This is a genomic window from Ralstonia mannitolilytica, from assembly GCF_000954135.1.
In the GTDB taxonomy this organism is placed as follows: domain Bacteria; phylum Pseudomonadota; class Gammaproteobacteria; order Burkholderiales; family Burkholderiaceae; genus Ralstonia; species Ralstonia mannitolilytica.
Genome location: NZ_CP010800.1, coordinates 755,233 through 776,249 on the forward strand (window position 1 = coordinate 755,233; position 21,017 = coordinate 776,249).

General features: G+C 67.7%; 13 protein-coding genes and 2 pseudogenes. 7 read left to right on the forward strand and 8 right to left on the reverse strand.

What is annotated here, in order from left to right:
- Nucleotides 1–57: 57 nt before the first annotated feature.
- The 4 genes from glgB to glgA are packed head-to-tail and all read right to left on the reverse strand — an operon-like array spanning nt 58 to nt 11,083.
- Entirely contained in the window at nt 58–2,361 is a 2,304-nt protein-coding gene (glgB, locus tag TK49_RS20050) for a 1,4-alpha-glucan branching protein GlgB (protein ID WP_045219416.1), read from the reverse strand.
- Nucleotides 2,358–5,843, reverse strand: coding sequence for a maltose alpha-D-glucosyltransferase (gene treS, locus TK49_RS20055; RefSeq protein ID WP_045219418.1), 3,486 nt, complete (start codon nt 5,841–5,843; stop codon nt 2,358–2,360). Before treS ends, glgB begins: the two co-directional genes overlap by 4 nt.
- The gene (locus TK49_RS20060) at nt 5,840–9,421 is read right to left on the reverse strand and encodes a maltotransferase domain-containing protein (RefSeq protein ID WP_052698630.1); all 3,582 of its coding nucleotides are present in this window, start codon (nt 9,419–9,421) and stop codon (nt 5,840–5,842) included. Before TK49_RS20060 ends, treS begins: the two co-directional genes overlap by 4 nt.
- Nucleotides 9,422–9,451: 30 nt before the next feature.
- Nucleotides 9,452–11,083, reverse strand: coding sequence for a glycogen synthase GlgA (glgA, locus tag TK49_RS20065; protein WP_045219420.1), 1,632 nt, complete (start codon nt 11,081–11,083; stop codon nt 9,452–9,454).
- A gap of 400 nt (nt 11,084–11,483) precedes the next feature.
- On the opposite strand from glgA, the gene ahpC reads away from it, so the two are divergent.
- Together ahpC and ahpF are read left to right on the forward strand one after the other, a co-directional pair.
- Nucleotides 11,484–12,047, forward strand: coding sequence for an alkyl hydroperoxide reductase subunit C (ahpC, locus tag TK49_RS20070; protein WP_045219422.1), 564 nt, complete (start codon nt 11,484–11,486; stop codon nt 12,045–12,047).
- 124 nt (nt 12,048–12,171) lie between these two features.
- On the forward strand, nt 12,172–13,746 hold the full coding sequence (ahpF, locus tag TK49_RS20075) for an alkyl hydroperoxide reductase subunit F (protein WP_045219423.1): 1,575 nt from the start codon (nt 12,172–12,174) through the stop codon (nt 13,744–13,746).
- Nucleotides 13,747–13,810: 64 nt separating this feature from the next.
- Here ahpF and TK49_RS20080 read toward each other — a convergent pair whose 3' ends face one another.
- A complete protein-coding gene (locus TK49_RS20080) occupies nt 13,811–14,698 on the reverse strand; it encodes a LysR family transcriptional regulator (protein ID WP_045219425.1) in 888 nt (295 codons plus the stop codon).
- 99 nt (nt 14,699–14,797) lie between these two features.
- Between TK49_RS20080 and TK49_RS20085 the strand changes: the two are divergent.
- The 5 genes and pseudogenes from TK49_RS20085 (at nt 14,798) to TK49_RS20105 (ending at nt 18,379) form a co-directional block, all read left to right on the forward strand.
- Nucleotides 14,798–15,462 (forward strand): annotated as a pseudogene (locus TK49_RS20085) (ankyrin repeat domain-containing protein).
- Between the two features lie 76 nt (nt 15,463–15,538).
- Nucleotides 15,539–15,934 (forward strand): annotated as a pseudogene (locus TK49_RS20090) (nucleoside deaminase); the annotation flags it as partial.
- Entirely contained in the window at nt 15,931–17,157 is a 1,227-nt protein-coding gene (locus tag TK49_RS20095) for a CynX/NimT family MFS transporter (protein WP_045219430.1), read from the forward strand. The pseudogene TK49_RS20090 and the gene TK49_RS20095, both read left to right, overlap by 4 nt.
- A gap of 440 nt (nt 17,158–17,597) precedes the next feature.
- The gene (fur, locus tag TK49_RS20100) at nt 17,598–18,035 is read left to right on the forward strand and encodes a ferric iron uptake transcriptional regulator (RefSeq protein WP_045219432.1); all 438 of its coding nucleotides are present in this window, start codon (nt 17,598–17,600) and stop codon (nt 18,033–18,035) included.
- A 98-nt stretch (nt 18,036–18,133) separates the two neighbouring features.
- Nucleotides 18,134–18,379 (forward strand): hypothetical protein, encoded by a 246-nt coding sequence (locus tag TK49_RS20105; RefSeq protein WP_045219434.1) that lies wholly within the window; start codon nt 18,134–18,136, stop codon nt 18,377–18,379.
- A gap of 4 nt (nt 18,380–18,383) precedes the next feature.
- On the opposite strand, the gene TK49_RS20110 is transcribed toward TK49_RS20105, so the two are convergent.
- The 3 genes from TK49_RS20110 to feoB form a co-directional block, all read right to left on the reverse strand.
- The gene (locus TK49_RS20110; RefSeq protein ID WP_045219436.1) at nt 18,384–18,689 is read right to left on the reverse strand and encodes a hypothetical protein; all 306 of its coding nucleotides are present in this window, start codon (nt 18,687–18,689) and stop codon (nt 18,384–18,386) included.
- Between the two features lie 108 nt (nt 18,690–18,797).
- Nucleotides 18,798–19,118 (reverse strand): DUF6587 family protein, encoded by a 321-nt coding sequence (locus TK49_RS20115; protein ID WP_045219438.1) that lies wholly within the window; start codon nt 19,116–19,118, stop codon nt 18,798–18,800.
- Nucleotides 19,115–20,980 (reverse strand): ferrous iron transport protein B, encoded by a 1,866-nt coding sequence (gene feoB, locus TK49_RS20120; RefSeq protein WP_045219440.1) that lies wholly within the window; start codon nt 20,978–20,980, stop codon nt 19,115–19,117. Before feoB ends, TK49_RS20115 begins: the two co-directional genes overlap by 4 nt.
- Nucleotides 20,981–21,017 lie beyond the last annotated feature (37 nt).

Genomic DNA, 21,017 nt, shown 5'->3' on the forward strand with positions numbered 1-21,017 from the left:
CCCCAACAACAAAAACCCCCAACCCCAACCCCGACCAAAACCAACAACCCGAAAACCTCAAACCTTAAACACCACGACCCCCAACGGCGGCAACCTCAACACCAGCGACTGCCCCTGCCCATGCGACCCGACATGGTCCACATCCACCGCGCCGCCATTCCCGAGGTCGCTTCCGCCATACACGGCGGCATCGGTGTTCAGCACCTCGCGCCACTGCACGGCGCCGTCTGCCGGCGGCACGCCGATCCGGTAGCCTTCGCGCGGCACGGGCGTCATGTTGGCCACCACCAGCATCGGCCGCCCATCGCCGTCCAGCCGCAGGAACGCGAACACGCTGTTGGTGCGGTCATCGCCGATCACCCAGTTGAAGCCCTCCGGCGCGCAGTCGCGCGCATGCAGTGAAGGTTCGCTGCGGTACAGCGCGTTGAGGTCGTGCACGAGCCGCTGTACGCCGCGGTGTCTCGGGTCGTCCAGCAGGTGCCATTCGGGCGAGGCATCGTGATTCCATTCGCCCACCTGCCCAAACTCGCATCCCATGAACAGCAGCTTCTTGCCGGGGTGCATCCACATGAAGGCGAGGTAGGCGCGCAGGTTGGCCAGGCGCTGCCATTCGTCGCCGGGCATCTTGCCGAGCAGCGAACCCTTGCCGTGGACGACCTCGTCGTGCGAGATCGGCAGGATGAAACGTTCGGAGAATGCATAGACGAGCCCGAACGTCATGCCGTCGTGATGGTGCTGGCGGTACACCGGGTCGCGCTGCATGTAGTGCAGCGTGTCGTGCATCCAGCCCATGTTCCACTTGTAGTCGAAGCCCAGGCCGTTGAACTCGACGGGCGCGGTCACGCCGGGCCACGCGGTGGATTCCTCCGCGATCGTGATGGCGCCGGGGCAGCGTTCGTGCACCAGCGTGTTCATCTGCTGCAGGAAGGCCACGGCTTCGAGGTTTTCGCGGCCGCCGTAGCGGTTGGGTACCCATTCGCCGGCGCGGCGTGAGTAGTCGCGATACAGCATCGACGCCACGGCATCCACGCGCAGGCCGTCGATGTGGAAGCGCTCCAGCCACTCGAGCGCGCTGGCGATCAGGAAGCCGCGCACTTCATTGCGGCCGAAGTTGTAGATGAGCGTGTTCCAGTCCTGGTGAAACCCTTCGCGCGGGTCCTGGTGCTCGTAGAGGGCGGTGCCGTCAAAGCGGGCAAGGCCATGCGAGTCGGTGGGGAAGTGCGCGGGCACCCAGTCGACGATGACGCCGAGGTTGGCCTGATGGCATCGATCCACGAAGCGCGCGAACGCCTCCGGCGCGCCGAAGCGCGCAGATGGCGCAAAGAGCCCGAGCGGCTGGTAGCCCCAGCTGCCGCCAAAAGGGTGCTCGGCCACCGGCAGCAGTTCGATGTGCGTGAAGCCGAGGGCGCTTACGTACGGGATCAGCCGATCGGCCAGTTCGTCCCAGTGCAGGCTGCGGCGGCCGTCTTCCAGGTCACGCAGCCAGGAACCGGCGTGCACCTCGTAGATGGCGATGGGCGCCTCGGGCTGCTGGCGCTCGGCGCGCGTCTGCATCCATGCATCGTCGCCCCAGCGGAATGCCGACGGGTCCGCCACCACGGACGCCGTGGCCGGCGGCGGCTCGGTCTGGCGCGCAACGGGGTCTGCCTTGACCACGAGGTGGCCGTCGGCGCCGATCAGCTCGAACTTGTAGCGCGCACCGGGGCCGATACCAAGGCCGCTGGGCAGGAACAGCTCCCACACGCCGGCCTCGTGGCGCAGCCGCATCGGGTGGCGGCGGCCGTCCCACTGGTTGAAGTCGCCCACCACGGACACGCGTTGCGCGTTGGGGGCCCACACGGCAAAGCGCACGCCCGTCATGCCGTCCATCTTCACCGCGTGTGCGCCCAGGCAGTCGGCGAGGCGCCAGTGCGTGCCCTCGTTGATCTGCCGCAGGTCGTCGTCGCCGAGCAGCAGGCCGAAGGCATACGGGTCTTCGGTCTCCTGCACGGCCTCGTGGCCGGTGCCGGCGGGCCAGATGATGCGCAGCCGATAGGCCTCGGGGTGGCCGTACACGTCCTGTGCATCGGCCTGCAGCGGCCCGTGGAAGAGGCCCGTGCGCCCGACCTGTGTCATCTCGGTGATCGTCTGGCCGCGTGAATCGATGGTCTGCACGCGGCGCGCGCCGGGGTAGAAGGCGCGCACGACCCACCGCGGGCCCTCGCTGCCGTCCACGCGATGCGGCCCCAGGACGGAGAACGGATCGCCCAGGCGGCCGTGCGTGAGCGCGTCCACCTGCGCCTGATCGACGCCTGGCGGCAGCACGACGGCCGGCTCGGGCGCGGCCGCCTTGGGCGGGTTGGCAAAGTCCAGCGCGGTCACGGTGGGCCTCCGGTCGAGTCTTCCGCAGCAGGTTGGGGTGGTTCGGCATGCAGCAGGCGGCGTGCCACGCGCGTGAGGCCGGCGAGCGGAATCGGTAGCCAGGCCGGCCGGTTGGCCGCTTCGTAGTTCACCTCGTACGCGGCCTTTTCCAGCAGGAACAGGTCGAGCAGATCGAGGTCCACCACGGGCGCGTGGAGGGTGTTCAGGTCGGGCCCGCGGATGGCCGCCGCATAGGCTTCCAGAAAGCGCTCGGTAGACGCGGAGCGGAACAGCTCCAGCAGGTGGTCGCGCCGTTCCTGTGCGGGCCCGGCCACGTGCTCGGGGCCTTGCCGCATGGCGCCGACCACGTAGTCGAGCGAACGCATGAGGCCGGCCACGTCACGCAGCGGGCTGGTCTTGCGGCGGCGCTCTTCCACCGGGCGCGACGGCTCGCCTTCAAAGTCGATCAGGAAGGCGTCGCCCTGCGCGACGAGCACCTGACCCAGGTGGAAATCTCCGTGGATGCGCGACAGCCTGGCGCCGATGCCCGCCTGCGCGCGCTCGCTGGCGGCGTCCAGCAGCGCCTGCCGTTCAGACAGCAGCCATTGCACGTCTGCATGCGGCGCGTTCTGTTGCTGCCACGCCGCCAGGTGGTCCAGCGCCCGCGTCAGGTGCTCGTGCACGCGGGCCGTCCAGTAGTTGGCGTCGTCGGGGTCGGCAAGGCGCGCCCCGAAGTTCGGATCTTCAGTGGGGGCGGCGAGAGCGGCATGCAACTCGCCCAGTCGCGTGCCGATCGTGCCCATGAAAGCGACGTATCCGGCCAGCGCCTCGTCGGTGTCGGTGCGCGCTTCCGTCACGGCCACCGGAGAGGATTCGCCGTCGCCCCGCGTCACGCCTTCCGTGACGACCGCCAACTCGTCGATGGTGCGCCGCAGGTAGTCGAGCGCCCACGTCCAGGCGTCGCCCTGGTTCGGGACGAAGCTCTGCATGACGGCCAGCGTGGCGCGCTCTCCGTCGGCGCTCACGTGCGCGATTTCGCCGATCAGCGCCGCCGTGTTGGCGTAACCGACGCGCGTGAGGTGCCGCGTCATCTCGACCTCGGGGTGCACGCCCGGGGCGATGCGGCGGATCAGCTTGACGATCACCGATTCGCCGATCACCAGCGAGCTGTTCGACTGCTCGGCAGCCAGCCAATGGATGGGCGCATCCGGCGACAGCGGCAGCGCCGCGAGTGGCGTCGCACCGGTCTCGGTGCTTTCGGGCGGCTGGTCCAGCTCGGCGATGTTCGGCTCCGGCTCGAAGCGCACCGCGCCGTCGTTGGCTTCGAGCGTGGTGCCGCGCACGAGGTTGGTCAGCAGCGCTCGCGCGAACGTCTCGGTGGTGAAGGCGTCGGTCAGGTAGCCGACATGGCGGCCGCGCCGCACGCGCGCAAGCGCAAGCTGGATCGGCAGCGCGGGCAGCGTGGCCGATTCCCAGGCGATCGACAGCGGCAGCAGGTAGCGCTCGACGCGCTCCGAGCCGTCGGGCCCGCCCAGCGTGACGGCCACTTCGTTGAAGAACACCTCGGGCCGTGTCGCGCCGGCCAGCGGACGGTTCGTGGACGCTGCATCGACCGGCACCGTCGCACCCCACGCGAACTTTGCACTGCGCAGCACGCTGTCCTTGGCGGCAAACCAGCGGCGCTTGGGCAGGTACGTCGGCAGGATCTCGCGCTCGATCAGCTGGCGGTGTGCTTCTCGCTGGCGCGTGTCGGCCAGCGTATCCAGCCCCGCGCGCAACACCAGCGTGGTGAACTCGGGCAACTGCTCGGCGGCCGGTTGCGCCCATGTGGGGCCGGGCTCGTTCTCGCGCAGCTCCAGCCAGTAGAACGCATACGGCGGAAGCGTGAGCAGGTACGACAGTTGCCCGATCGGCGGGAACGCCGTGCCGCCGATCAGCTCTACCGGCACGCGCTGCGCAAATGCCGAAAGATCGAGCTCCACCGCTTGTGAAGCGCGCGACAGGTTCGCCACGCACAGGATCGGCGCCTCCCCTTCGAGCGCGCGGATATACGCCAGCACCTTCCGGTTGGCCGGCTGCAGGAACTGGATCGAGCCGCGCCCGAACACGCGATGCCGCTTGCGCGTGGCGAGCAGCCGGCGTGTCCAGTTCAGCAGCGAATGCGCATCGCGGCTCTGCGCTTCCACGTTCACCGATTCATAGCCGTACAGCGAGCCCATGATGGCCGGCAGCACGAGCTGCTCGGGGTCGGCGCGCGAGAAACCGCCGTTGCGGTCGGGCGACCACTGCATGGGCGTGCGCACGCCGTCGCGGTCGCCCAGGTGGATGTTGTCGCCCATGCCGATCTCGTCGCCGTAGTACATGACGGGCGTGCCGGGCATCGAGAACAGCAGGCTGTTCATCAGCTCCACGCGGCGGCGGTCGCGCTCGAGCAGCGGCGCGAGGCGCCGGCGGATGCCGAGGTTCAGGCGCGCGCGGCGGTCGCTGGCGTAGACCTCCCACAGGTAGTCGCGCTCGGCGTCGGTCACCATCTCGAGCGTGAGCTCGTCGTGGTTGCGCAGGAAGATCGCCCACTGGCAGTTGGGCGGCACCTCGGGCGTCTGCCGCATGATGTCGGTGATCGGGAAGCGGTCTTCACGCGCGATCGCCATGTACATGCGCGGCATCAGCGGGAAGTGGAACGCCATGTGGCATTCGTCGCCGTTGCCGAAGTACTCCTGCGTGTCTTCCGGCCACTGGTTGGCTTCGGCCAGCAGCAGGCGGTTCTTGAATTCCGCATCCATTGCCGCGCGGATCTTGCGCAGCACGGCGTGTGTCTCGGGCAGGTTCTCGTTGGACGTGCCTTCGCGCTCGACGAGGTAGGGCACCGCATCCAGCCGCAGGCCGTCCACACCGAGGTTCAGCCAGAACTTCATCACCCCCAGCACGGCCTTGAGCACGCGCGGGTTGTCGAAGTTGAGATCGGGCTGGTGCGAATAGAAGCGGTGCCAGTAGTACGCATTGGCCACCGGATCCCACGTCCAGTTGGACGGCTCGGTGTCGATGAAGATGATGCGCGTGCCGGCGTACTTCTTGTCGTTGTCCGACCAGACGTAGAAATCGCGCAGCGCCGAGCCCGGCTTGGCGCGTCGCGCGCGCTGGAACCACGGGTGCTGGTCCGACGTGTGGTTGATGACGAGTTCGGTGATGACCCGCAAGCCGCGCGCATGCGCCTCGGCAATGAAGCGCCGCACGTCGGCCATCGTGCCGTAGTCCGGATGCACGCCGCGGTATTCCGCAATGTCGTAGCCGTCGTCGCGGCGCGGCGATGGGTAGAACGGCAGCAGCCAGATCACGTCCACGCCAAGCTCGGCAATGTAGTCGAGCTTGGAGATCAGGCCGGGGAAGTCGCCCACGCCGTCGTTGTTCGAATCGCAGAACGACTTGACGTGCAGTTGATAGATGACGGCGTCCTTGTACCAGAGCGGATCGTCCACCAGCAGCGCGGTCGGGTTGCGCGTCATGACGGTTGTTCCTCCGAGGGCAGTGCCGGACGTACGCGCCAGATCGCAAACGGCTGCTCGGGCTCCAGGCGGATGTGCTGCCACTTGCCGCGCCACACCGTGCGGTGGCCGGTGACGAGGTTCTCGGCCATCAGGGCGCCGTGATCGGGCAGGCCCCATTGCCACAGCGGCAGTTCGATGTCGGACTCATGTGCGTGGTGCGGGTCGAGGTTGATGGCCACGAACAGCGTGTTGTCGCCAAAGCGGTCCTGCTGCCCATGCTGCAGCGCATTGGCGAGTTCCGCCGGGTTGGTCGGCAGCACGGGCGGCGTCGATTTGCTGAAGAACAGGATGTGCTCGCCCGATGCCGGCTGGAACGTCACGCCCAGGTGCGAGTGCAGGGCCGGGTTGGCGCGGCGGATGCGGTTGAGCAGCGCGATCTCCTTGACGATGTTGCCGGGGCGGTTGTGGTCCCACGCGCGCAGCTGATACTTCTCGGAGTCGAGGTATTCCTCCTTGCCCGGTATCGCGCGCCCCTCGCACAGCTCGAAGCCGTTGTAGACGCCCCAGAGGCCAGACAGCGTGGCCGCCAGCGCGGCACGAATGAGGAAGCCCGGCCGGCCGGAGGTCTGCAGGAACACCGGGTTGATGTCCGGTGTGTTGACGAAGAAATGGGGGCGGAAGTATTCCCGCACCGGCGTGCGCGTGAGCTCGGTCAGGTAATCGATGAACTCCTGCTTGGTGTGCCGCCACGTGAAGTACGTGTACGACTGCGAGAACCCGACCTTGGCGAGCCGGTACATCACCTTCGGCCGCGTAAACGCCTCGGAGAGGAACACCGCGTCGGGGTAGCGCGCGCGCACCTCTGCGATCATCCATTCCCAGAACGGCAGCGGCTTGGTGTGCGGGTTGTCGACGCGGAACAGGCGAATGCCTTCGTCGGCCCAGAACATCACCACGTCGCGCAGCGCCAGCCACAGCGCGGGTTTGGCGTCATTCGCGTAGAAGTCGACGTTGACGATGTCTTCGTATTTCTTGGGTGGGTTCTCTGCGTACTTGATGCTGCCGTCGGGCCGCCACGCAAACCAGCCCGGGTGTTCGCGCAGCCACGGGTGGTCGGGTGAGCATTGAATGGCGAAGTCCAGCGCCAGCTCGAGGCCCTTCTCACGGGCCGCGTCGCGCAGGCGGCGGAAGTCTTCCAGCGTGCCGAGCTGCGGATGGATGGCATCGTGCCCGCCTTCCTCCGCGCCGATGGCGTATGGGCTGCCCGGGTCGTCCGGCGCGGCCTGCAGGCTGTTGTTGCGGCCCTTGCGGTTGGTGCGGCCGATCGGGTGGATGGGCGGGAAGTACAGCACGTCGAAGCCCATGCCGCGAATGGCGCCGAGCCGGCGGATGACGTCGTCGAAGGTGCCGTGCCGGTGCTCGTCGCCCGAGGCGGAACGCGGAAAGAGTTCGTACCAGCTCGCAAACGCAGCGCCGCCGCGTTCGACCTCGAGCGGGTACGGCGCGGTCTCCACGTAGAACGGCCGATAGTGCGAGGCCTGTGCCATCACGTGTGCGGTGGGCGGATCCAGCAGCAGCTTGAGGCGATGCGCCGGATCGGCATCTGCGAGCAGTTGCGCCAGCTTGTGCAGCGCCCCGGCGGGCGCATCGGCGGGCGCATGCTCGGCCGCCTGCGCGACGAGCCGCGTGCCTTCTTCCAGCTCCAGCGTGACGTCCACCCCGGCCGCGTGCTTCTTCTCGAGCTCCGACCGGTACGTACCGAACGCATCGCGCCACGCAGCCACCGCATACACGTGCCGCCCGAGCCGTTCGGGCCGGAACACGCCGCGCCAGCGGTCATTGCCAAGCGGCACCATCGGCACCTGCTGCCAGGTGTCTTCATCCTGCGCGCGCCACAGCAGCTGCACCGCGAGCTGGTCGTGCCCGTCCATCAGCACATCGGCTTCGACGACGATGTCATCGCCCACCAGGCGCTTGACGGCAAAGCGGCCATCGTCGACGGCCGGCTGCACGTGTTCGATCCCGATGCGCGGCGCCGCAATGGCAGCGTTGACCGGTGCCTTTGCATCGTCGCCTTTCATGCGCGCGCGCTTCGCGGTCTTCTCTGCCGCCGGATAGCGTACGGGCGCGCTGCGGAACACACGCCAGACCTGCACGTCGCCGGGCAGCAGGTCGATCTCGGCCAGGGGCCGGGCCTTCGGGCGCAGTGCGTCGTCGCAACTGCCGATGGGTTCGGTGAGCAGGTCCAGCGCCACGCCACGGGTGAAACCGCCTGCCACGCCGGGCAGGAAGTGGTCTGCGTGCACCGAGACGCCCATGTGCAGGTCGGGGTTGATGACGACGAGGGTGGCTGCATCGCCGGCGCGCAGGTCGGGCCCGTCGGCACGCAGCATGGCCGTGGCCGGCGCATCGGGCCCGGTGAGCATGCGCAGCTCGGCGTGCGGCGCCACGGTGCCGGCATCGCGCGCCGCACGGATGGTCGCATTGACGTCGCGCACGGCATCGCTCAGGTCGAAGGCAGCGTGCGCGTCGATCCATTGCTGATCGGACGGATCGCCGCGGTCGGCCAGCATGGGCAGCAGCGCGCCGCGCTCGAAGCCGAGCGGCATCAGCCAGCCCGCATCGAGCGTGTCGGCCACATGCAGGATGCGGCGATACGCGCGTTCGCGCACCATCGCGTCGCCGAATGCCTGGCCGTAGCGCGTGCCGAACGGCGCTTCCACGGTGGCGATGGGCGGTGCCACGGCCGCCAGCCGTGCGTGTTCTTCCACCATCCAGCTGGCGCGGAAATCCCACCAGCGCAGCGACGAAAACGTGGCATCAAAGCCGGCACCGGCCAAGGCGTCAACGGCTGCGGCGTCCATGCCGGGCGTCCAGGCCAGGAAGCGCAGGCCTGGGTCTGGCGGGGCCGCGGCACGGGTGTCGGCCATCAGCGCCTGCCATCGCTGGGCGGGCAGGCGCGCCGGTGCTTCGCAGCGGAAGCCGCCGATGCCGAGCGCGGCCCACGCACGCAGCTGTTGCGTCCACCACGCGAGGATGGCGTCGCCGTAGTGCGGGTTGTCGTGGCGGAAGCAGGCCACCTCGAGGTGCGAGGGCGGCAGGCGCGGGTCCAGCGCGTCGCCGTCTTCTGCGTGGCTGGCGAACCAGTCGGGGTGGTCGGCGCGCAAGGGCGCATCGGTCGCCACACGGTCGATCACGAGATCGAGCAGCAGCGTCAGGCCGCGCGCGCGGCACGCCTGCGCCAGCGTCGCCAGTGCGGCATCGGCCGGGCCGCCGCCCAGCGCGTCATGCAACTGCGCGTGGTCACGCGTGACGAACACGTTGCCCGCCGCGCCGGTCTGGAACGGCGGGGCCATCAACACGTGGTCGAACCCCAGCGACGCAATGCGGTCGAGCACGCCTTCCCAGCGGTCCAGCCGCCCCAGCTGCAGCGGATGCAGATAGCAGATGGCAGGCGCGTAAAGCGGCGGCGCGGTGCGAGGCCGGTCCGCCGTCCGGGCCACCGCCCGGGCTTCGCTGCCCGGGGGCTTGGCGGCCTTGAGCGCTGCGGTGTTCTTGCGTGGTGCGGTGGTGTTGGGCTTCTTGGTCTGGGGCATGCGTGAAACCGGGGCGGGGCGCCGATACGATCAGGCGCGAATCTTTTCGGTGCTGGCTGCGCGTGCCACCGCGTGGGCGCGGACCTCATCGGACAAGCCCGTCGAACGCCGCCGTGCCGGCGCGCGCGCGGGCGCATCGGCGCGATGGGTCGGCAGCGGCTCCGGCGTGGCGGGGGCCTGCGCCAGCGCCACCGACGGCATGGGCGTGGCCGCGGGCGCCAGCGTGCGATACAGCGCGACGTACTCGCGTGCGGGCTGCGACCAGCCGAAGTCAGTCGTCATGCCGTTGTATTGCAGGACGCGCCACGCTTGCGGTTGTGCGAAGACGCGCAGCGCACGGTCCACCGCCGCCACCATCGCGTCGGCCGTCTCGCCGTCGAACAGGAAACCCGTGGCGCCATGCAGCGCCGCCTCCGGCGACCCAAGGTCTGTGATGGTGTCGATCAGGCCGCCCACGCGGGAGGCCACCGGCACCGTGCCGTAGCGCATGGAGTACAGCGGCGTCAGGCCGCATGGCTCGAAGCGGCTGCCGTGCAGCAGGATGTCGGCGCCCGCGTGCAGCAGGTGGGCATGGGCCTCGGTGTAGCCGATCTTCGCGGCCATCTGGCGCGGGTAGCGTGCCGCGAGTTCGGCCATGCCGCTCTCGTACTGGTGTTCGCCGCAGCCGAGCACCGCCACCTGCAGGCGCGGGTTCGATTCGAGCAGCTGCGGCAACGCCTGGAGCGTCACATCGGCCATCTTCTGATGCGTCAGGCGGCTGCCCACGGCGAGCAGGGGCGCCTGCGCATCCTCCGGCAAGCCGAAGCGCTGCTGCAGCACGCGCTTGGCGGTGTGCTTGCCGGTGAGGTTCGATGCCGCGAACGGCTGCGGCAGCAGGGGGTCCTTCGACGGGTTCCACACCTCGTTGTCGATGCCGTTGAGGATGGCGACGAGGTCTTGCTGGCGCGCGCGCAGCAGGTCTTCCATGCCGCAGCCGGCCGCCTCGGTCAGGATTTCGCGCGCATAGGCGTGGCTTACGGTGGTGATGCGGTCGGCCCACAGCAGGCCCGCCTTCAGGAAGCTGAACTGTCCCCAGAACTCGGCCTCGTGCGCCGCATCGGCCGGCACGCCGATCTGCGGCACCACGCTCATCGGGAAATTGCCCTGGAAGGCCAGGTTGTGCACGGTAAAGACCGTCCTGGCCCGCGCGCCCGCGCGCTTGACGAGCAGCGGCACGAGCCCGGTATGCCAGTCGTGCGCCTGCACGACGTCGAAGCGCCCCGCGCCCTGCACGCCCGCGGCCACCCGCGCTGCTGCATGGCTGAATGCAGCAAAGCGCAAGGCGTTGTCGTCGTACGGCTCGCCGTGGTGGTCCAGATACGGATTGCCCAGCCGCCCGAACAGCGCCGGCGCATCGAACAGCAGCACCGGAATCGCATGCGGACCCACGTGCCCGCTGAGCAGCCGCGCGGGCCCCCCGGGCAGGTCGGTCCATTCACATAGCGTGCGGGGTTGCTGCAGTTGGGCGATGGCGTCGGGATAGCCCGGCAGCATCGCGGTCACCTGCAGACCGGCCCGGCGCAGCGCGACGGCGCATGCGCCGACCATATCTGCAAGCCCGCCGGTCTTGGCCAGCGGCACAGCTTCCGAAGCGACAAAAAGGACGTTCAGCGACAAGGTCATGCTCCCGGGGGAACCGCCATCGCCGGATCGGCCAACTGCATGAGCAATGGCACGGCTCCGGTGCGTGACGGAGGTTTGCGATCTCCCCCTTCGCGCAAGACCTATGCCAGTCAGACAGACGCTGACAAGGCTGCGATCCGCTCCGCGCGGCGCCTTGCGGTGCATGAAACGTGCCGCGGAGCCGGCACGTGCAGCGTGTGCAACCTGCGTATGCGTTGTGTAATTTCCTCCATGCCATGGCAACCGCGCTGGGGCGCGGAGGGCCAACGAGTCCGGGTGCCATGGTTGTCTTTTAATAGAAAAAAACAATCGAAAAAATAAGATCAATCAACTTGTGCAATTGACGGAACGGCGATACGATCACTCCCGTTGTCAACCAAGCAACCTACTGAAAACCACTATGTCGCTGATCAATACTCAAGTCCAACCGTTCAAGGCCCAAGCGTTCCACAACGGCAAGTTCATCGAAGTCACGGAAGAGTCGCTCAAGGGCAAGTGGTCCGTGCTGATCTTCATGCCGGCCGCATTCACCTTCAACTGCCCGACCGAAGTGGAAGACGCCGCCGACAACTACGCCGAGTTCCAGAAGGCCGGCGCCGAGGTCTACATCGTGACGACCGACACGCATTTCTCGCACAAGGTGTGGCACGAAACCTCGCCGGCCGTGGGTAAGGCTCAGTTCCCGCTGGTGGGCGACCCGACGCACCAACTGACCAACGCCTTCGGCGTGCACATCCCCGAAGAAGGCCTGGCCCTGCGCGGCACCTTCGTGATCGACCCGCAAGGCGTGATCAAGACGATGGAAGTGCATGACAACGCCATCGCCCGCGACGTGAAGGAAACCCTGCGCAAGCTCAAGGCTGCCCAGTTCGTCGCCAGCCACCCGGGCGAAGTGTGCCCGGCCAAGTGGAACGAAGGCGCGAAGACGATCAAGCCGTCGCTGGACCTGGTCGGCAAGATCTGAGTTGTGAGGCTGTTTGCTGCAGGAATGCAGCAGAAAAAACGGCCGGCTCTGCCGGCCGTTTGCTTAAGGGCGCAGGCATGTGCCGCGCCCTGTCACGGATTCAACGAACAAAAAGGAAGTCGTCATGCTGGATGCTGATGTCAAGGCCCAACTGAAGGCCTACCTCGAACGCCTCGTGCAGCCCATTGAGCTGGTCGCCAACGTCGATGACAGCGAGGGCTCCCGCGACATGATGGAGCTGCTGCGCGACGTGGCCGAGCAGTCCGGCATGATCTCGCTCACCGAACAACGCGATGCCGCCGAGCGCGCGCCGTCGTTCCTGATCCGCCGCACCGGCGCCGACGTGAGCGTGCGCTTTGCGGCCGTGCCGACTGGCCACGAGTTCACCTCGCTCGTGCTGGCGCTGCTGCAGGTGGGAGGCTATGCGCCCAAGCTCGATGCCGACGTCATCGAGCAGATCCGCAACATCGAAGGCGATTTCCGCTTCGAGACGTACATGTCGCTCACGTGCCAGAACTGCCCGGACGTGGTCCAGGCGCTGAACGTGATGTCGGTCATCAACCCGCGCATCCAGCACGTCGCCATCGACGGCGCGCTGTATCAGGGCGAGATCGAGGCGCGCCAGATCATGGCCGTGCCGACCGTGTTCCTGAACGGCGAGATGTTCGGCACGGGCCGCATGGGCGTGGAAGAGATCCTGGCCAAGATCGACACCGGCGCCGTCGCGCGTGACGCTGAGAAGCTGGCTGCCAAGGAAGCGTTTGACGTGCTGATCGTCGGCGGTGGCCCGGCGGGTGCCGCTGCGGCCGTGTATGCGGCGCGCAAGGGCGTGCGCACCGGTGTGGTGGCCGAGCGCTTTGGCGGCCAGGTGCTCGACACGCTGGGCATCGAGAACTTCATCTCCGTGCAGGAGACCGAAGGGCCGAAGTTTGCCGCCGCGCTGGAGCAGCACGTGCGTCAGTACGAGGTCGACATCATGAACGCACAACGCGCGGTCAAGCTGACCCCTGCGGACAAGCCGGGCGGCTTTGCCAAGGTGACGCTGGCCAACGGCGCGGTGCTCAAGGGCCGTTCGGTCATCCTGTCGACCGGCGCGCGCTGGCGCAACGTCAACGTGCCGGGCGAGCAGGAATACAAGAACAAGGGCGTGGCGTACTGCCCGCACTGCGATGGCCCGCTGTTCAAGGGCAAGCGCGTGGCCGTCATCGGCGGCGGCAACTCCGGCGTGGAGGCGGCCATCGACCTGGCCGGCCTGGTCAGCCACGTCACGCTGCTCGAGTTTGCCGGCGAGCTGAAGGCGGACGCCGTGCTGGTGCGCAAGCTGCAAAGCCTGCCGAACGCGACCATCGTCACCAACGCGCAGACCACCGAGATCACGGGTGACGGCCAGAAGGTCAACGGCCTGCGTTACAAGAGCCGCGTGGACGGCGCCGAGCATGAGATCGCGCTCGAAGGCGTGTTCGTGCAGATCGGCCTGGTGCCCAACACCGAATGGCTGGATGGCGCGGTGGAGCGCAACCGCTTTGGCGAGATCGTCGTCGATGCGCGCGGCCAGACCAGCGCGGAAGGCGTGTTTGCCGCAGGCGATGCGACCACGACGCCGTACAAGCAGATCATCATCGCCACCGGCGATGGTGCGAAGGCCGCGCTGTCGGCATTCGACCACCTCATCCGCGTGCCGCTGGCCGAGGCGGCATAAGCCTGCGCCCAAGCCGTACGAAGCCGGACCTTGCGACAAGCGGGTCCGGCTTTTTCTTTGGCGTTCAGCCTGCGGCGCAGAGCAACGCCTGTGCGCGTGCGCTGCACATGTCGACCAGGCGATCGCGCAGCACGCGGCCCGCGCTGTCGAGGTCGGGCCGCGCAAACAGCGCAAGTTCCAGCCCGCCGATTTCCGGAAAGCCATCCGCCGCACCGAGCACGCGGTGCCCGGGCTGCACGCAGCTGGCCGGCAGCAGGCTTACGCCCAGGCCCGCGCTGACGGCCGCGCACAGGCTTGCCAGGCTCGGGCTCGAATACGTGATGCGCCACGCCTGCCCGATCGATTCCAGCGCGTGCAGCATCTCCTGCCGATACAGCGCGCCTACCGGAAACGCCACCAGCGGCAGCGACGGTTGCGATGGCCCGGGCAGCAGCATGTGCGGCCGCTCGGCGCTGTCAATCCAGCAGATCGGCTCGGCCCAGCGTGCATGGCAGTCGCTGTCGGTGCCCCATTGCTTGACGAGCAGCAAGTCCAGATCGCCATTGCGGTACTGGCGCAGCAGGTGATGCGAGAGGCCGCTTTCCACTTCGAGGCGCAGCCGCGGGCGTTCGCGCGCAAAGCTGGCAATCAGCGGCATCAACGCACCGCTGCCGAGGTCTTCCGGCACGCCCAGGCGCAGCACCCCCTCGGTGTGCTCGGGGCTCAGCGCCTCACTGGCTTCGTCGGCCAGCCGCAGCAGCCGCCGGGCGTAGCCGAGCAGGCGGTCGCCCTCTTCCGTGGGCAGCACCTGGCGTTGGCTGCGGTCCAGCAGGCGGCAGTCCAGTTGCTGCTCGAGCCGCAGGATCTGCTGGCTGACGGTCGACTGCGTCAGGTGCAGGTGTTCGGCTGCGCGCGTGAAGTTGCCCGTATCCACCACGGTGACAAAGCTGCGCAGCAAGACCAGATCGATCATTTGGAAACCCACTGGGTGCGATTCAACTATTTAATTTGAACATATGTAGGGGCGCAACCATAATCGTCCGCTTGTTGACTACATGCGCGAGGCTGCAGCATGGCGTTGCATGTCTGGAAGCGATGGATCGTCCTGGCTTGCGCATGGGGCGCGGCCGCAGGCGGCGCGGCAGCCGGCGAGCCCGCATGGCTGCTCAAGGCCGCGGCACAGGGCGACACTGCCAAGGTGCTCGAGCAATTGAAGCAGGGCGTGCCCGTGGACGTGCGCGACGGTGGCGGCAACACGCTGCTGCTGGCCACGCAAGGCAACCACGTCGACACGGCGCGCGTGCTGATCGACGCCGGCGCCAACGTCAACGCGCAGAACACGCGGCTCGATAGCGCCTATTTGCTGGCTGGCGCGGAAGGGCGGCTCGACATCCTGCGCATGACGCTCGCACACGGCGCCAACCTCAAGAGCACCAACCGCTACGGCGGCACCGCACTGATCCCGGCGTGCGAGCGCGGCCACGTGGCGGTCGTCAGGGCGCTGCTCGACGCCGGCATCGACGTGAACCACGTCGACAACCTTGGCTGGACGGGCCTGCTCGAAGCCATCCTGTTCGGCGACGGCGGCCCACGTCATCAGCAAATCGTGCGTCTGCTGTTCGAGCGCGGCGCCAACGTCAACCTCGCCGACGGCCGGGGCGTGACCCCCTGGAGCATGCACGCGCGCGCGGCCAGAAGGCGATCGCCGACATGCTGGTCCCTGCCAGCGCCCGATGACTTTTTGGAGAAACCCATGACCCATGAACAACACATACGCGAGGCCGTCGCGCTGGCCCGCGCCAACGTCAACGAAGGTGGCCTGCCGTTTGGCGCGGTGCTGGTACGCAACGGCGAGATCGTCGCGCGCGCCGTCAACGAGGTGCACACGACCAACGACCCAACCGCGCATGCCGAAATGCAGGCGATTCGCCAGGGCAGCCACGCGCTGGCCACGTCCGACCTGACCGGCGCGGTGATGTACGCAAGCGGCCATCCGTGCCCGATGTGCTTTGCGGCCATGCACCGCTGCGGTATCCGCGCGGCGTACTTTGCGTACTCGAACGAAGACGGCGAGGCGTTCGGCATGTCGACCGCCGCCATGTACGCCGAGATCCGCCGTGCCCCGGACGCAGGCGAGCTGCAGTTGCGCCCGCTGAAACCTGCGGGTGAGCACGGGCTTTACGACGCGTGGCAGGCGCGCCAGGCATGAGTGACGCGGCCGTACGGGGCGCGGCCTCGGCCGCATCGGCCGCGTCATCCGCGTGGGCCGATGCCGGATGGATCGGCATGGCGGTGGTGATTGCGCTCGGGCTGAACCTGCGGCCGATCCTCACGACCATCGGCCCGCTGCTGGCGGAGATTCGCTCAGGCACGGGCCTCGGCCTGCAGGGTGCGTCGCTGCTGACCGTGATCCCGGTGCTGTGCATGGGCAGCGTGGCGTTGTTCCTGCCGTGGCTCGCGCGCTGGCTGCCCGAACATCGCGGCGTGGCATGCAGCCTGCTCGCCATTGCAGGCGCATGCGCGTGGCGCCTGTGGGCGGGTGATGGCCTGTCGCTGATCGCCAGCGCAGCGCTGGCCGGCACCGGCGTCGCCATCGTGCAGGCCCTCGTGCCCGGCATCGTCAAACGATGGTTCCCGCGGCGCGTGCCGATGGCGCTGGGTTTGTATTCCGCGTCGCTGATGGCCGGCGGCGGTCTTGCCGCCACGCTGAGCCCGCGCATCGCCCACCTTGCCGACTGGCACGTCGGTTTGGGGGTGTGGGCCGTGCCTGCGCTGGCCGCCTTGATGCTGTGGACGACGGCGCGGCCCCGCGAGGCAGCTGCCGCCGTGCAGCGCGGGCCGGTGCTGAACTTCTTCGGCAATCGCCGCGCATGGCTGCTGGCCGTCTACTTTGGCGTGACCAACGGCGGCTACACCAGCATGATCGCGTGGCTGCCGATGTTCTATCGTCAACTGGGCTGGAGCGCGCAGGATGCCGGCGGCCTGATCGGCGTGATGACGATGTTCCAGGTGTTGGGTGCCTTCACGGCGCCGGTGCTGGCGCGGCGCTGGCCAGACCGCCGCCCGTGGCTGTTGGCGATGCTGGTCCTGCAACTTGGGGGGATGCTGGGCTTGCTGCTCGCTCCAACGGCGGGGACCACGCTGTGGGTGGCGCTCATCGGGGGCGGGCTGGGCTCGATGTTCTCGCTGTGCCTGGCGCTCACGCTCGATCATCTGCCCGACGCGCGTGCCGCCGGCTACCTCGCCGCGTTCGTGCAGGGCATCGGCTTCATCATCACGGGCATCATTCCTTACGTCGTCGGCTGGCTGCGCGCGGCTACGGGAAGCTTCCAGACGCCGTGGCTGCTGCTGATCGGCGTCATCGTCGTCTCGATGGCCACCACGCTGCGCTTCTCGCCGACAGGCTATGCCCGCGCAATCGGGCCGGTGTAACTTGCGCGCGACCGGGTGACCCCACCCGGCGCATGGCCTTCCGCGGCCGCCAAAAAATTCTTGAAATGCGAATCATTCGCATTTATAGTGTGTCCATCGACGGCGCTGCAGTCGGTGGAAAGGTCTCTACGGCCTCTCCATCGCACGGCGCGTCGAGCCGAATTCCGCCGCGTGCGCCGTGCTCCATCAGGTGGGCGCACCCGGCAACCGATCTTTTGTGGGGACCGCTCTGACACACAGAGCGTTTGGCCGTAGCAAGCCGCCCGACAGTCGGGAAAGCACTCAGACCCCGCTTTCCCGACTGCGTCTTTCCCGGGCTGCCAGCCATGCCGTTTTTTTTCAGAACGCAGCGACTGCGCGTGAAGGATTGCGATCCCGCCGTTTCTGGTTCTGCCTGCAGTACCGCCCCCCGGTCGTACCTCATTCACGCCCCCAACGCCATGCCAAACTCGACCGACCTGCGCCGGGCCGGGCTCAAAGCCACGTCGCCGCGCGTCAAGATCCTGGAAATCCTCGCTGCCGGTACGGAGCACGGCCGCCACCTGAGCGCGGAAGATGTCTACCGCCAGTTGCTCACATCGGAGCTCGACATCGGTATCTCGACCGTGTATCGCGTGCTCAACCAGCTGGTGGATGCCGGCGTGCTGCTGCGCCACACGTTCGAGGCGGGTCATGCGGTCTACGAAGTCAATGAGGGCGCGCATCACGACCACCTCATCTGCATGTCGTGCGGCCGTGTCGAGGAGTTTCACGACGATGCCATCGAGGCCCGGCAAGAGCGCGTCGCCAACGAGCGCGGCTTCGTGCTGCGCGACCACGCGCTGGCGCTGTATGGCGTGTGTCCGGCCTGCCAGCCGCCGGCAGGCACTTCACACTGATGTGACGCGGTAACGCCCTGAAACATCATCGGGGCGATCGTGGCGAAACTCATCTGGCGGCAGCGGTTCCAACAGACCGTGTTACCCAGGAGATGCCGATGCGACGCCGTTTGAAGTCCGAAGACGAACTCAAGACCTTGCTGGCCCGCTGCGTTCAGCAACATCCGGAATGCGCGCAATGCGAGTTGCGCGCGATGTGCATCCATCGCCCCGACCATACCGGCTGCAACTGGAGCGCCGAGTTCGATGTCCGCACCGACGACGATGAAGCGGCTATCCGCGGCCTGTCCGTTGCCAAGCGCTTGCTGATGCGGGCGCGCACGCAGTACAACGTCGCGCGCTGAGCCGCTATCCCCTTGCCTGCCGGGCGATCCGGTCGAGCAGTTCGCGCGCGGTCTCGGTGTGACCCTGCTGTGCCAGCAGGCGCGCATTCAACACGAGGTTTTCCAGCACAAGCTTGGCGATGCTGGCCGTGAGCGAGACGATCACCTCGTCCTGGCTGAAGTGGGCATCTTCCATTTGCGTCAGCTGGCGCGACACCAGCCTGCAGACCAGGTTGCGCAACATCTGCTCGTCGAAGGGCAGGTTGGCGAAATCCACCGGGTCTTCCTTCTCGACTTCCGCAATCAACTGGACCAGCAGTTCTTCGGTCATGACGCGTCCCCCGTTCAGGTTTGGACCAGTCTACGCCTGCGCTTTCCAAAAACACAACGGGCCCGCGTGATTCGGGCCCGTTGTGTTGTGATGTGGCGTCGACGCCAGCTATTTGCGGCGTACGAAGCGGATCGGCTGTTCGACGGTGGCTTGCGATGATGATTCGCCCGAGGCACAGCCGCTGCAGCCACTGCCGCACGCGCTGCCCGAGAGCGGGTCCGAATGGCACGATGGTGCCTCGCCGGGGGTCAGCAAGCGCTGGCCGAACGCACGCATCCATGCCGGCCTCGACGGACGGTCACACCAGCCAGCCATACGCGCCATCGTGCGGGCACGCATGTCCGCCGCATATCGGCCCGTCAATGACAGCGCACTGAGCGCCACGACGGTGGCGACGACGCCGGTTTCGACCACGTGATACACGCTCATGTCAGCACCCGTGCGATCTGGTAGGTGGCAAACGCGGCCAGATAGGCCAGCGCAAACAGATAGCCCGCCGTGCCCGCCATCACCTTCCAGGAGTTGGTCTCGCGGCGGATGGTGGCCAGCGTCGAGATGCACTGCGGCGCGTAGACGAACCACGCGAGGAACGCCAGCGCCGTGGCCAGCGACCATTGCTGCGCGATGACCGGGGCCAGCTGCGCGGCCGCATCTTCGTGCGTGGCCGAAAGCGAGTACACCGTCGCCAGGGCGCTCACGGCAACTTCGCGCGCGGCCATGCCGGGAATGAGCGCGATGCACATCTCCCACGTAAAGCCGATCGGCGCGAACACAACTTCCATCGCGCGGCCGATGTAGCCGGCAAAGCTGTAGTCGATGGCCGGACCCGTTGCGCCGGCCGGCGGCGACGGGAACGTGGACAGGAACCACAGCAGCACCATCATCTTGAGGATGACCGTGCCGATGCGGCGCAGGAAGATGCGCGCACGCTCGATCAGCCCCACCGCCAGGTTGCGCACGCTGGGCAGCCGGTAGGACGGCAGCTCAAGAATGAGCGGATGCTCGCTGCGGTCGCGCTTGAGGTACTTCAGCACGTAGGCGACGATCAGCGCCGAGACGATGCCGGCCATGTACAGCCCGAACAGCACCAGCCCCTGCAGGTTGAACACGCCCCACACCTGGCGCACCGGAATGAACGCGCCAATCAGCAGTGCATACACCGGCAGCCGGGCCGAGCACGTCATCAGCGGCGCGACGAGGATCGTCACCAGACGGTCGCGCGGGTCCTGGATCGTCCGTGTCGCCATCACCCCCGGGATCGCGCATGCAAAGCTCGAGAGCAGGGGAATGAACGACCGGCCCGACAATCCCGCGCCCGCCATCAGCCGATCGAGCAGAAATGCAGCCCGCGGCAGGTAGCCCGATTCCTCGAGCGACAGGATGAAGAGGAACAGGATCAGGATCTGCGGCAGGAATACCAGCACGCTGCCCGTGCCGGCGATGATGCCGTCGACGAGCAGGCTCTTGAGCATGCCGTCTGGCATGACCGTGCCGACCCACGCGCCCACGGCTTCCACCGCGCGCTGGATGCCTTCCATGAGCGGTTGTGCCCACGAGAACACCGCCTGGAACATGAGGAACATCAGCACGGCGAGCAGCGCCAGGCCCAGCACCGGATGCAGCACGATGCGGTCGAGCCGGTCGTCCAGCTCGGCCGTGCTGCGCGGCATGCTGACGGCGGCGTCCAGCAGGCGCTTGACCTCGACGTGCGGGTCGGCGTCGGCGGGCAGCCCCACCGGCGCCGCCGGCAACTGCTCGTGATCGATGTGCGCGACGAGTTCGGCCGCGCCATTGCGCTTGATGGCCACCGTCTGCACGACCGGCACACCGAGCGCCGCTTCCAGCCTGGCGCGGTCGATGCGGATGCCGCGGCGCTCCGCCGCATCCACCATGTTCAGGGCCAGCACCATCGGCAGGCCAAGGCGCTGCAGTTCCAGCACGAAGCGCAGGTGCAGACGGAGGTTCGTGGCGTCGACCACGCAGACCAGCAGATCGGGGCGCGCTTCACCGCGGAACGTGCCCAGACAGATGTCGCGCGTGATGGCCTCATCCGGGCTGGTGGCGACCAGGCTGTAGGCCCCCGGCAGATCGAGAATCTGCACGTGCCTGCCCGAGGGCGCGGTGAAGCGGCCTTCCTTTCGCTCGACCGTCACGCCCGCGTAGTTGGCCACCTTCTGGCGGCTGCCCGTCAGCAGGTTGAACAGCGCGGTCTTGCCGCAATTCGGGTTGCCCACCAGCGCAACGCGCAATGCGGTCGAGGAAGAAGAGGAGGAGGAAGCGTGCATCTGCATGAAGCCGGATAAAAGCGGGCGGCGGGCGCGGCCGGTC